We start from the raw sequence: 12,438 nt of genomic DNA, 5'->3' as shown, positions 1-12,438 counted from the left end.
ATTTGCGAGCCCGGGATCCCCCTCCCCGGGCTCGCAACACGTCGGGGCCGGTCGCTTCGGAGGAAGGGCGGCCCCTTCCTGCTCCTTACTTCAAAAATTACGAATCTGCACAGGGAAGAATGCGAGATCTGCGCATTTGCACGAACTCTGCGTTATCCGTCGCGCAAAAAGAGCGCAAATGCGTAAATCTTGCGGGGGCACGATGGGGGAAGAGGGGAATCATGCGCATTTTTCTTCCTTAAGAATCCCTAAGGTTTCGTCGCGAAGGCGAAAAGTGGGGTAGTATGGTCGGGAAAACGTGGCGGCCTTCGCGAGGCCGTCTGAATTTGGCGGCTTGTGGGGAGTCGCTTGGAAGAAGGGCCGGCTGAAGAGCTCCGCCCGAACGAGGAAGGATTCAGCTATGCGAGAGATGCCCGCCAACCAACTGAACCCGCGCATCAAGAGCGTCTGGCGCATTAATGATGCCATTTGGATCGCGGTCTCGTTCCTGTGCTGCTTTCTGCCCTTCGCTATCATAGCGCTGGTGGCACCGGAAGAAGCGTGGGCTGGCGTGGTGGCTCTAATCGTGGCCATTGTGTTCGCGGCGCTGCTTGTGCTGTGCGTGGTGGTGCTGCCGCCCATTCGCTATGCTCGTTGGCGCTACGAGCTTACGCTGGATTACCTGGATATTGCTCGCGGCATCTTCTGGCGCAAGCGCTTCGTCATTCCGTTCATCCGCGTACAGAACACTGACACGCGCCAAGGACCCATCCTGCGCGCCTTCGGGCTGTCCAGCGTCACCGTGGCCACAGCCGCCGGCGAACACGAGATTCCCGGCCTCGGCATCGAAGAGGCCGACGTGCTGCGCGATCGTGCCGCCGAGCTGGCGCGTCTGGCCCGAGAGGACGTATAAATGAGCGCGCCGAACGTGCCCCCGCAGGTGCCCGCGCCCGCGCCGAACGTGCCCCCTGCGGCGGCTGCCCCATCGACTGAGCTGCCGCGCCACCATGTGCACCACAGCTATATCTGGCTCGAAAGCGTGCGCACGATCTTCATCATTGCCGTATGCGTTGTGGTGGCGAACTTCTCCACCATCATTGGGCTCGTTGCCGAAGAGGGCATGGGCGCCGAGGCCGGGTTCATCATGGCGGTGGCTGGCATCGGCACGCTGGTGGTCATCCTCATTACGTTTGGCATCGTCGCCGGGCTGCGCGTCGTTGGCTACAAGCACCTGTACTTCACCGTCGGCCCCGACGAGTTCACGCTGTGCTCCGGCATCTTCAACAAGAAGCAGGTGCACGTGCCCTACCAGCGGGTCCAGTCCGTGGACCAGCGGGCGACGCTCCTTCAGCGACTGTTCGGCGTGTGCACGGTTTCCATCGATACGGCCGGCGGCGCGGCGAACAAGGCCGTCGTGGTGTCCTACGTCACCAAGGCCCAGGCCGAGTGGCTGCGCGCCGAGCTCTACAACCGCAAGAATGCTCTGGCCGCTCAGGCTGCCGTTGCGTCGGGCATGGCGGGTGCAGCGAGTACGGCCGCGACGGGCATGGCGGGTGCGGGCGCCCCGGTTCCGCAGTCGGCGGAGGCCGGCATTGCGGCTATGGCCCAGGGGGCGGCGGCCTTTGCCGGCAACGTGCCGAGCCCGGCCGTCGCGGGCAACGTGCTCGATGTGGGCGTTGAGGCATGGAACCAAGTGGGCGGTGTGTTCGCCGGCCCTGCTCAAGATACCGGCCGCGTTACCTACGAGTACGGTCTCACTAACAAGGAGCTGTTCTTCGCGGGTCTTTCCAACACCACATCGGTGGGGCTCGTCTTCGCCGGTCTGGTTGTCGGCGTGCTGCAAATCGTCGGTTTCATCTTCGACGTGATGGGGGATGCAGCCGATGGCGCTGTGGAAAGTGCCCTAGTTTTTGCCGGCTCCCAGGCTTCGGCCTACCTGATCGGGGCCGTTTCGGTGGGGATCATCGTGCTGGTGCTCGTGCTGTGGGTGTTCTCGGCGTTGGGTTCCTGCATCGGCTACGGCGGCTTCAAGGCGCGCCGTCGCAACAACCGTATCGAGGTGGAACACGGCTTGCTGCAGCATACCTTCCAAGGCATCGACATCGACCGCGTGCAGTCCGTGGTCGTGAAGCAGAGCTTTATCCGCCGTCTGCTCGGCTACTGCGAGCTGTCTCTCGGCAAGATTGACGCCGCCACGGGCGAGGATAGCGGCAATAAGCAGAACACTCTGGCCAATCAGGGGATCATCATCCACCCCTTCGTGAAGATGAACCGTGTGCCGGAAATCCTCGCCGGGCTCGTGCCGGAGTTCTCCGATCTTCCCCAGGAGGCGAAGCCCGTCGCGAAGGTGGCGCTGCGCCGAGCCGTGCTGCGCCAGAGCATCTGGTTCGGCGGCGGCTTCTGGCTGGCCGTGGTAGTCACCGTGTGCCTAGTGGTTTTCGGTTGGGTGAATGGAGAAGTTGCGACTGGCGGCATCGAACTCGATTCCGAGGATCTGTTCCTTCTGAGCATTGGGTGGAACGTGATCGTGGTGGGTGGCTATGCGCTGGCGGCCGTCCTCTTCATCGTCGATATAGTGAACGCCGTGCTGTGGGCCCGCGAGTCCAGCTTCGCCTACAACCACCGCTTCATGCAGGTGAGCAACGGCGGCCTTTCTCGAGAAACAGTGAGTTTCCCGCGCCAGAAAATCCAGTTCGGCTGCACGAAGAGCAACCCGTTGCAGCGCCGTGCGGGCACCGACACGCTGCTCGCCACGACGGCGGCCGGTTCCGGCGGCACCACGACGACGCTCATCGACGCCTCCCACGCCGACGCCATGGCGTGGCTCGACTGGCTGAAGCCCGGCGGCAACCAGTAATCCCGGAAAATATGGTAAAGTACCGCCCATGAGTAAAACAGACGACACTGCAAATTCGAAGCCGGCCTTCCTCGATTTCCTGCGCCCCAAACGCGAAAGCGTTACCGAGGACGAGATCAAGGACATGGTGGCCGAGAATATCGAGCTTCTCGAAGACGAGAAGCGCATGATCAACGACATCCTCGATTTGGCCGACATGACGGTGCGCGAAATCATGAAGCCGCGCGTCGACATGATCATGGCCGAGGACACCGAACCGGCCCGCGCGGCGCTCGACCGCATGCGCGGCACGGGCTATTCCCGCCTGCCGGTCTATCACGAGGAAGTGGACGAGGTCATAGGCCTCGTGTCCTACAAAGACCTCATCGGCCCTCTGCTGGACGGCCGCATCGAAGACCCGGTGGCTGAGTTCATGTACGAGCCGCTTTACGTGCCCGAGACGAAAAACGTGCTGAAGCTTTTGTCGGAGCTGCAAGAGGCCCGCATGCAGATGGCCATCGTCGTGGACGAATACGGTGGCACCGACGGCCTCATCACCATGGAGGACATCATCGAGGAGATCGTCGGCGAGATTGCCGACGAGACCGACAACGATCGCGACCTCATTGTGCTTGTCGAACCGAACCAGTGGCGCGTCGACGGTCGCTTTCCCGTGGAGGATGCCGTGGAACTCGGCTGGCCCGTGGAAGAATCCGACGACTACGAGACACTTGCGGGCTGGATCATCCACGAGCTGGACTCCGTGCCCCGGGTGGGCGACGAGCTGCTGGTCGACGGCTACGCCTTCAAGGTGGTGAAGATGCGCCGCTCGCGCATTTCCATCGTGCAGGTGAAGAAGTTGCCATCGGTAAGTTGTGAAGAGTCGGTAACGACTGCCTGACAGCGCTCAGGATCGCACCCGCGAGACCTGCGGGAACCCAGAAAGTGCGTTTTGTCAAGCGAACAAAGCGTGGATGTCGGCTACCGCCTCGGCACGGTTTCAGCCAACTAGGGTAAAATATCCGCGACATAAAACAGCATAGCATTCTTTACTGCAGCAATCCCACACCCTAATCCAGCACGCTGCGCCGCTCGAGCGGTTTAGTTTCGTGCTGTCGAGAAAGGGAATGAGTGGTCACAAGGCGCAAACAGAGTCATCGCAAAACCGTCGTGCTGGCGATGGTTGCGCTCTGCGTGCTGCCGATGCTGGCCGTGGGCTTCCTTGATGCTGGTTGGGCGTCCGCCGGTTCTCACGACATGGGGGCGACCACCTTCGGTCTCGCTCGTCAGTCCGCCGAGAACCCCAGCGCTTCCGATGTTTCCCCCGACACCGTGCAAGACAAGTCCGACGCGGACGTTCTCGCTGTGGAAGACGTCGCCGAGGAAGCAGCGCTGAAGACCGCCTCGTCCCGCGATGTGAGCGCCGGCGTGCAGGAAATCGCCGACGAGGAAGAGGCCGCGCGTCTGGCCGCCGAGGAAGCCGCTCGCGTCGCCGAGCAGGAGGCCATCGATCGGGCCGACGCCACGCGCTCCCGCTACTACGCTACCTTCGGCAGCCTGCCGGCCGGCGATGTAGATTTCTCCATCGGTCGCGAGGCGTTCATCGAAGAATGGTCCGCGCGCATCAACGATTACCTGTTCGGCAGCCCTCTGTCTGGCTACGGCGAGACCTTCGCCGAGGCGGCCTGGGAAGCGGGCATCGACCCGCGCTGGTCTCCGGCCATTTCCAACACCGAGTCCACCAAGGGCCGTGTTTGCTTCAAGTCCCACAACGCTTGGGGCTGGGATCAGACCAACTGGCCCGATTGGGACACGGCCATCCGCTCCCACGTGGCCGGTCTGGCTCGGGGCTATGGTTTCACCATCAGCTACTCCTACGCCATGCGCTACTGCCCCCCGAACTACGACAACTGGTATCGGGATACGCTGAATCAGATGCAATTAATCTAATAGGTTCCGTTCGCCCTGACGGGACGAACGGACTGGTCGACGCTGCGGATCCGACAGGCGCCTGCCCTCGCACCTCAAAGCTTACCCTCGCGTACCGAAGTACGCTCAGCCGCTTTTCGGCACGATTGCAGGCGCCTGTCGGCTCCTCGCTGACTTCCTTGGGCGATCAGGTGCGTTTATAATGGCCCTACTTAAGGAATAAGAAAGAGGTAGGGAATGAGCAACGTGATTGTGGTCGGGTGCGGGCGCGTGGGGTCGCAGCTGGCCAATATGCTCTCGGACAACGGCAACAACGTCTGCTGCATCGACAAGAACGCCGATGCCTTCGCGAACCTCGGCCGCAACTTCAACGGCAGCACCGTGCAGGGCGTGGGCTTCGACGAGGACGTGCTCATCCGTGCCGGCGTGGAAGAGTGCGATGTGCTGGCCGCCGTCACCCAGCTGGACAACACGAACCTCATGTGCGCGGAGGTGGCCAACCATCTGTTCGGTGTGCCCCACGTCATCTCGCGCCTGTACAATCCCGACCACGAGCGCGCCTATATGCAGCTGGGCATCGACTACGTCTGCGGCACGTCACTGGTGGCCGAGGATGTGTTCTCGAAGATTGTGTCAGGCCACGGTTCCCACATCGACACGTTCGGTGAATTCGAGGTACTCCGGTTCACGCTGGATCTTTCCAGCCGCGACAACGCCAAAACGATCCGCGTCTCGGAACTCGAGCGCGATCATGAGGTGCGTATTATCGCCTTCGAACGTGCCGACGGCTCCGCGTCCTCCATCCCGACGCCCGATTCGCTGCTGTACGCCGGCGACTCCATTCTCGCCTGCGTGCGCCACGACGTCATCGCGCAATTCTCGCGCTACATTCTGGATTAGGTGATACCCATGTACATCGTTATCGCTGGCGGCGGCAAAATCGGGTCGTATCTGGCTGGCATCATGTTGAAGAGCGGCAACGAGGTGGCGGTCATCGAGCAAAGGCTCGCCACGGCCGATCGCCTCTCCGTGCAGCTGACAGGCCCGTACCTCGTCATTCACGGCGACGGCTGCGACTCGCGCTACCAGGAGGACGCGGGCATCCGCCAGGCCGATGTGTTCGTGGCCACCACGGGCCAGGACGATTCGAATCTCGTATCCTGCGAAATCGCCCAGCGCGTGTTCCGCGTGCCCCGCTGCATCGCTCGCGTGAACAATCCGAAAAACGAGCGCATCTTCCGCGAGGTGGGCATCGAATGCGTGTCCTCTACGACGCTCATTGCGAACCTCATCGAGGAGGAAGCGCTTTTGGGCTCGGTATCCGTCGTGTCGTCGCTGACTCACGGCAACGTGGCCTTAGCCGAGGTGATGGTGCCGCGCATGCGCCACTTCTCCAACGAGGACGGCGTGCTCATCAACGAGGTGCTGCTGCCGGACAACGCCATCATCGCGGCCGTGGCTAGCGGAGGGGACGTGGAAGTGGCCAATGACGAGACGGTGCTGCATCCGGGAGATAAGGCCATCGTAGTGGCGGATGAGGACGTGCTGGATGACGTGCGGCTGGCGTTTCGGGGGCTCTAGTGGTTGTGGAAAGGGCCGGTTGCATGTCGCTTGGGGCGGAATCAGGGGGTACCTTGATTCGCGGTCGCACGTCGCCGGGGGAGGAGCTACGGGGTATTCCAATTCGCTCAGACAGTCCTCGCTCGGCGGAACAGCCCACTGGACTGTTCCGTTCGCTGCGGAACTCGCTCGGTTGGAACACCTCGTATCTCCTCTTCGCCGCCATCTTGCTGATAGTTTGCCTCCTGCCCTTTTGCATGCCCGGAAAAGCTCTGGCGACGGATTATCGGTGCTCGGAGGTGGACTTGCTGGCATCGGTGGAGACCGACGGGTCGGTGCACATGACCGATCAGCGCATCTTCGACCTCACGGAAGGGGAGAGCGCGCCGGAGCGGTTGAAGTGGCTCTACGATGGGTTCATCGAAGGGGCTGAGGTTACTATCGAACGGGTGCGCATGGCGCCGGTGGATGGCGATGGTGCGCTTGCCGGGGAGTGGACGGAGCTTCCCGAGACGACGTTCCTTTTGCCCTGGCGCGGCGGCGGAGGGCCCGAGCACGACGCCTGGGCCTACGACAAGTTTCAACATACGCTCTACGCCTTTGTGGACGCCATGCCCGAGCGCGTCATGTTCGAGGTGGTCTACCGCGTGGAAGACGCCATCGAGGCCTTCGACGACGCGGCCGACTTCCAATGGCTTTATGTTCCCCAGGACTACGATGTGGCCTTGGCCGATGTGCGAGCAGAAGTGGTGCTGCCTGTGGCGGCCGACGATTCCGTGAAGGTCATGGAAAACGTTTATGCGTGGGGTCACGGCCCTGCCGATGGCGAGGTGGACATCCGCTCCGACGGTACGGTGATCTTTACGGATCCTGCGGTCGAGCCCACGATGTACGCCAAAGCGCGGGTGATGTTCCCCGTCGAGTGGCTGACGAACCTGAGCGAGGAGGCGCGCCTGGCGAATCAGGGCACCCTGCAGTACTACTGGACGAGCCGTTACGAGGAAACGTGGGTCGATACGGATACGTCTCAGGAGGTCATTCGTCTTGGGCTGGCTTTGGGGCTGCTGGGCTTGTCTGCGGCGTTGCTGCTGGCGGCGCTCATCGTTTGGTGGCGCTGGGGCCGAGAGCGGCCGCCGGCGTTTCGCGACGATTATTGGATGAACCCGCCTGCCGACGCCATGGCGCCAGCCGTGCTCGGTCGTCTATGGCGCTGGAACCACGAGAGCCCCGACGACATAGTAGCCACGGTGCTCGATATGGTGCGTCGCGGTGTTCTTGAAGTGCGAGACGATGAGCTGGTCATACCTGCCGCGGGAGAGGAGCCGGCGAAGAGGGTCGAGAGTGGGTCGGCCGCCGCCCTTGCTGCGCCTCGGGCCGCTGATGTTGGTGCGGATGATGCGCCCGACGCGGCTGACGCGGTCAACGCAGAGCAGGCCGCCCTCGATGCGGCCACGCTGCGGCTGCTGCGCATGGTCGCCACGGGCGGTCGGACACTCAGCCGCGCCAAGCTTTCCGCTTTGGCCCACGAACATCCGCGCGATCTTTTGGAGGCCAGCGCGGCCTGGCAGCGTCGCCTCACCGCTTTGGTTGAGCCCTACGGCTTCTTCGATACAGCCTCCCGTCGCGCTCAGCATGTCGTTTTGGGGGCAGCGATTTTCCTGGCGGTTGTCGCGGTAGCGGCCATCATTTGGGTCAGCTGGCGTGCTGGCGTGCTCGCTCTGGCCACGGCGGCGGCCATGGGGGTGCTCGGCAACTACACCATGCGGCGCTCCCCCGAGGGCAACGACATCGCCGCCCATGCCAAGGCCTTGCGCAACTGGATGCGCGATGGCGGCTGGTCGCTCGAGGGCGACAAGCTTGCTCCCGACGAGCGCGCGGCGCTCATTCCGTATGCCTATCTGTTCGGTGCGCTGAAATCCCTCGGATTCGGTGCTTCCGCAGACGCAGAGGGCGCCGATGCCGGGGATGCCGCCATGGCGGTTCGGGGGAAGGCCCCGATGGCTGCCGGCGCCGCCCCTGCCGATGAAGCGGCGTTCCTCGCCACCCTGGCTCCGGTGTTTTCCCAATCCTTAGACGAAGCGTTACGTGCCGCCCATAAGCGCGCTGAAGTATCATAGGGGCGAAGCTGCCCATCCGTTTCGGCGACCATAGCCCGGCCGTCGGCACCTTCTACGAGAAAGGTCTTGATATGAAAGAGAAGTCCTTCGAACCCGGTCGCGACAACATCGTGCTCATCGGCATGCCCGGTGCGGGCAAGTCGACCTTGGGCATCGTGCTGGCGAAGATTCTCTGCATGGATTTCGTCGACGCCGATCTGCTCATTCAGCAGTCCTGCGACAAATCGCTCCAGCGTCTCATCGACACTCTGGGCCCCGATGCCTTCCTCGAGATTGAAAACCAGGTGCTTTCCGAAATGTCCTTCGAGCATTCCGTCATCGCCACCGGCGGCTCGGCCATCTACAGCGAGCCGGCCATGAACCACCTGTCCGAGATCGGCCGCGTGGTGTATCTGAAGATCAGCTTCGACGAGCTGAAGTGCCGTCTGGCCGACTTCTCCGAGCGCGGCGTGGTCATGCGCGACGGCATCGGCATGAGCCTGCGCGACCTCTACGACGAGCGCCTGCCGCTCTACGAGAAGTACGCCGACATCACTGTGGATGTGAACGATCTGTCCATCACCGCCGCCGCCCGCAAGGTCGCCGCCGCCCTGAAGTAGCGGCTCGGTTTCGCATCGACGGGAAACCGGCGGAAAACAGCGCCACTTTTTCGCGGGGCGTTCAAAATACCCTGATAATATCGCCTAACTTTAGCCCGCTGTAGGGTAGAATACGGGCATGTCTTGCGTCGGCGAGGGTCGGCGCGTATATCCGAGGCCGTTTTCCTGCGACGAATCCCTGGTTCGGGCGTGCTTATCGCGCTCTGTTGGATTCGACCGCAGAAAGGCGAGCCCGTTTGGAAGGCGATCCAGGTTGCAGGGCCTGGCGCGCTTTCGGAAAGGAAGCATCTATGGCCGATTTGAACGAGATGCTCGTCGCTTGGACTGGTGAGATCGACTCCTTTATGTACACCTACATTCTGGTGATCTTGCTGGTGTTCGTGGGCATCTACTACACCATCCGCACCAAGGCGGTGCAAATTCGCTACATCAAGGACATGTTCACTCAGCTGACGGAGAAAAAGCATGTCCAGGGCGAGAAATCCATCTCGTCCTTCCAGGCCCTCATGGTGTCCACCGCCTCGCGCGTGGGCACGGGCAACATCGCCGGCATCGCCACGGCCGTGGCCACGGGCGGTCCGGGCGCCATCTTCTGGATGTGGCTCATGGCGCTTATCGGCGCGGCTTCAGCCTTCATCGAGTCCACGCTCGCGCAGATCTACAAGATTCGCGGCAAGGAAGGCGAGTTCCGCGGCGGTCCGGCCTACTACATTCAGCAGGGCCTGGGGCAGCGCTGGCTCGGCATCATCTTCGCCTGGGCGCTCATCCTGTGCTTCGCCTTCGGCTTCAACGGCCTGCAGGCGTTCAACATGACTTCGGCGCTCGAGTACTACATCCCCGACTACGCCACCAACGGCACGGCGGTCGGCGTGGGCATCGTGCTCATCGTGTTCACCGCTTTCGTCATTTTCGGCGGCGCGAAGCGCATCTCCATCATCACCTCCATCATCGTGCCCATCATGGCTATCGCCTACATTCTCATTGCGCTGTGGACCACGATCGCCAACATCGGCGAGCTGCCGGCCGTGTTCGGCACCATCTTCCAGTCGGCTTTCAACTTCCAGTCCATCGCGGGCGGCTTTGCCGGCTCGGTGGTTATGCTCGGCATCAAGCGCGGTCTGTTCTCCAATGAGGCCGGCATGGGCTCGGCCCCGAACGCCGCCGCCACCGCCAGCGTGTCGCATCCGGTGAAGCAGGGCCTCGTGCAGAGCCTGTCCGTGTACATCGATACGCTGCTCATCTGCACCTGCTCGGCTATGATGGTCATGGTGTTTTGGGTGCAGGATCCCGAGACTGCCATGGCGCTCAACGGCATGCCGCTCGTGCAGATGGCCGTGAACAACGCCGTCGGCGAGGTTGGCATCCACTTCATCACCTTCGCGATCTTCGCCTTCGCGTTCTCCAGCCTCATCGGCAACTACTTCTATGCCGAGACGAACTTCCGCTACATCTTCAAGAATACCAAGTGGGGCATGCTCATCTTCCGCGTGCTGTGTCTGGCCGCCATCTTCTACGGCTGCGTGAACAGCTTCGATCTGGCGTGGAATTTGGCCGACATCTTCATGGGCTTCATGGCCATCATCAACCTTGTGGCCATTCTGCTGCTCGGCAAGTGGGCCTTGGCCGCGCTGGATGACTACACTCGCCAGCGCAAGGAGGGCAAGGATCCGGTGTTCATCGCCGCCAGCGTGCCCGGCATGCCCGCCTGCGAGTGCTGGACCACCGCGGATCTGCCGAACTTCGGCGACAATCCGGTGGAGGAGTACATCGAGGAAGCCGCATCGCTCGACTCGGAGGGCTTGAGGTAGAGGCTTTTACCCGTAGGGGCGGTGCTTGCGCCGCCCTGCAACAGAGGGTTTCTGAAAGGGCGGCGGCTCGCAAGGGTCGCCGCTTTTTATTAGCGTGTTTACCTTCGTAGGGGGCGACCAAGGTCGCCCCTTCCAGCAGCGGTGAACAAGCGGTGCTTGGCATCGCCCTGACGGGACGTCCGTTCCTGCAATCGACACCTTGCGCCCTAGTGCTATACTTTCCCGGAACAAAACGGCGGCCCAGGCGGCCGCATTAGGGGAGGGCGTAACAGCTATGATCGATATTCCAAGTCCGGCTGTGGCCGTCGTGGGGCGGCACAACTCCGGCAAAACGACGCTCATCGAGCGGCTCATCGCCGAGCTGGTGGGCCGCGGGCTCGACGTGGGTTCCATCAAACACCATTCCCATCGCGGGTTCGATATCGATATTCCCGGCAAGGACTCCTACCGCCACAGGGCCGCCGGCGCCTCCGAAACGGTTATTGCGGCCCCGGGGCAGGTGGCGCGCATCAAGACCGTGGAAGACGAGGTGGAGTGCAGCGAGCTGGTGCGCTCGATGCCGAATCACGACATCATTGTGGTGGAGGGCTACCGCAAAAGCGGGTTGCCCACCATCGAGATCATGCGCTCGGGCAACGAGGCCGACTGCCGTGCGGCTCGCCTGTTCGTGAAGGCGGCCCGGGAGGGCCTGCCTTTGACGACGGACTTCACGCAGCTGGGGCGCGCGGTCGACCGCGCGGGCAACGCGGCTGGGCGCGACGGCGCGGGCGAAGTACCGGGTTTGGGCGAGATGCCGGGCGCGTCCGACTACTCGGCTGCCGCCGATGCTGCGGCCAAGATGCCTTCCACCAACACGGTGGCTGTGGTGACCGACATTCCCGAGGCCGAGGAGGCTGCGGCGCTCTATGGCATTCCCGCCATCGGTCTTGAAGATGTGGCCGCTTTGGCCGACTTCCTTTCCGAGCACTACGTGCGGCCGCGCGTCACGGTGGTCATTCAGGCCGGTGGCGAGTCGCGGCGCATGGGCCAGTCGAAGGCAACGGTGCCCTTTGCGGGACGTCCCCTCATCTGCCGTCTCGTCGAGCGTCTGTCGCCCGTGGCCGATGAGCTTATCATCACCACCAACGAGGCCGACAAGCTGGGCTTTCTCCATGATATGTACCCCGATCTGACCATCAGGCTCGTGGGCGACGCCTATGCAGAACGAGGCGCTTTGCCCGGGCTCTATACCGCGCTTGCTGCTGCCGAGAACCCGTACGTGGCCGTTGTGGCCTGCGACATGGTGTTCGCGAGCGCGCGTTTGGTGGTGGCCGAGGCGCTTGCCATGCACGAAAGCGGAGCCGACGTGGTGGCTCCCTCCAACAAGCACGGCTTCGAGCCGCTGCATGCCATGTACCGCAAAGAGGGCTGCCTCGGCGCTGTTCACGCTCGCACCGAGCGGGGCGAGAAGCGCGTGCAGAGCTTCTTCGATGACCCGGCCGTCACGGTGCTGCCCTTTAACCAGGACCGCGTCCTGGAGGTCGAGCCCCGCGGTGGCTGCTTCATCAACGCCAACACGCCCGAAGAGCTGGCTCGCATCGAGCAGTCCTACCTCGGCGAATAGCAGAAAG

The 12,438-nt window shown here is 62.7% G+C and carries 10 protein-coding genes; all 10 read left to right on the top strand.

Annotation, left to right across the window (positions count from 1 at the left end; all coding sequences use genetic code 11):
- The first annotated feature begins 400 nt into the window (after positions 1–400).
- The 10 genes from GO707_RS03770 to mobB all read left to right on the top strand — a co-directional run bounded on the left by GO707_RS03770 (position 401) and on the right by mobB (position 12,431).
- Positions 401–892: a PH domain-containing protein gene (locus tag GO707_RS03770; protein WP_114538624.1), complete on the top strand. Its 492-nt coding sequence runs from the start codon at positions 401–403 to the stop codon at positions 890–892.
- Positions 893–2,836 (top strand): PH domain-containing protein, encoded by a 1,944-nt coding sequence (locus GO707_RS03765; RefSeq protein ID WP_157012170.1) that lies wholly within the window; start codon positions 893–895, stop codon positions 2,834–2,836.
- Positions 2,837–2,864: 28 nt separating this feature from the next.
- Positions 2,865–3,716 (top strand): hemolysin family protein, encoded by an 852-nt coding sequence (locus GO707_RS03760; RefSeq protein ID WP_022738324.1) that lies wholly within the window; start codon positions 2,865–2,867, stop codon positions 3,714–3,716.
- A 230-nt stretch (positions 3,717–3,946) separates the two neighbouring features.
- A complete protein-coding gene (locus tag GO707_RS03755; RefSeq protein ID WP_022738328.1) occupies positions 3,947–4,765 on the top strand; it encodes a hypothetical protein in 819 nt (272 codons plus the stop codon).
- A gap of 216 nt (positions 4,766–4,981) precedes the next feature.
- The gene (locus tag GO707_RS03750; RefSeq protein ID WP_114538628.1) at positions 4,982–5,644 is read left to right on the top strand and encodes a potassium channel family protein; all 663 of its coding nucleotides are present in this window, start codon (positions 4,982–4,984) and stop codon (positions 5,642–5,644) included.
- 9 nt (positions 5,645–5,653) lie between these two features.
- Positions 5,654–6,325, top strand: a complete 672-nt coding sequence (locus tag GO707_RS03745; RefSeq protein ID WP_157012168.1) for a potassium channel family protein — start codon at positions 5,654–5,656, stop codon at positions 6,323–6,325.
- Between the two features lie 284 nt (positions 6,326–6,609).
- On the top strand, positions 6,610–8,421 hold the full coding sequence (locus GO707_RS03740) for a DUF2207 family protein (RefSeq protein ID WP_198161001.1): 1,812 nt from the start codon (positions 6,610–6,612) through the stop codon (positions 8,419–8,421).
- A 71-nt stretch (positions 8,422–8,492) separates the two neighbouring features.
- On the top strand, positions 8,493–9,020 hold the full coding sequence (locus GO707_RS03735; RefSeq protein WP_022738346.1) for a shikimate kinase: 528 nt from the start codon (positions 8,493–8,495) through the stop codon (positions 9,018–9,020).
- 290 nt (positions 9,021–9,310) lie between these two features.
- Positions 9,311–10,828, top strand: coding sequence for an alanine/glycine:cation symporter family protein (locus GO707_RS03730; RefSeq protein WP_157012164.1), 1,518 nt, complete (start codon positions 9,311–9,313; stop codon positions 10,826–10,828).
- Positions 10,829–11,102: 274 nt separating this feature from the next.
- Entirely contained in the window at positions 11,103–12,431 is a 1,329-nt protein-coding gene (gene mobB / locus GO707_RS03725) for a molybdopterin-guanine dinucleotide biosynthesis protein B (RefSeq protein WP_157012162.1), read from the top strand.
- Positions 12,432–12,438 lie beyond the last annotated feature (7 nt).

Origin of the sequence: Adlercreutzia rubneri (assembly GCF_009755265.1) — a bacterium.
GTDB lineage: Bacteria > Actinomycetota > Coriobacteriia > Coriobacteriales > Eggerthellaceae > Adlercreutzia > Adlercreutzia rubneri.
The sequence above is the reverse complement of the archived record's forward strand: the minus strand, read 5'-3'. Positions and strand labels throughout refer to the sequence as shown.

Coding starts and splice junctions, on each gene's coding strand:
- GO707_RS03760 (WP_022738324.1), top strand. CDS start 2,865: ATGAGTAAAACAGACGACACTGCAAATTCGAAGCCGGCCTTCCTCGAT.
- GO707_RS03735 (WP_022738346.1), top strand. CDS start 8,493: ATGAAAGAGAAGTCCTTCGAACCCGGTCGCGACAACATCGTGCTCATC.
- GO707_RS03730 (WP_157012164.1), top strand. CDS start 9,311: ATGGCCGATTTGAACGAGATGCTCGTCGCTTGGACTGGTGAGATCGAC.
- GO707_RS03765 (WP_157012170.1), top strand. CDS start 893: ATGAGCGCGCCGAACGTGCCCCCGCAGGTGCCCGCGCCCGCGCCGAAC.
- GO707_RS03770 (WP_114538624.1), top strand. CDS start 401: ATGCGAGAGATGCCCGCCAACCAACTGAACCCGCGCATCAAGAGCGTC.
- GO707_RS03750 (WP_114538628.1), top strand. CDS start 4,982: ATGAGCAACGTGATTGTGGTCGGGTGCGGGCGCGTGGGGTCGCAGCTG.
- GO707_RS03745 (WP_157012168.1), top strand. CDS start 5,654: ATGTACATCGTTATCGCTGGCGGCGGCAAAATCGGGTCGTATCTGGCT.
- mobB (WP_157012162.1), top strand. CDS start 11,103: ATGATCGATATTCCAAGTCCGGCTGTGGCCGTCGTGGGGCGGCACAAC.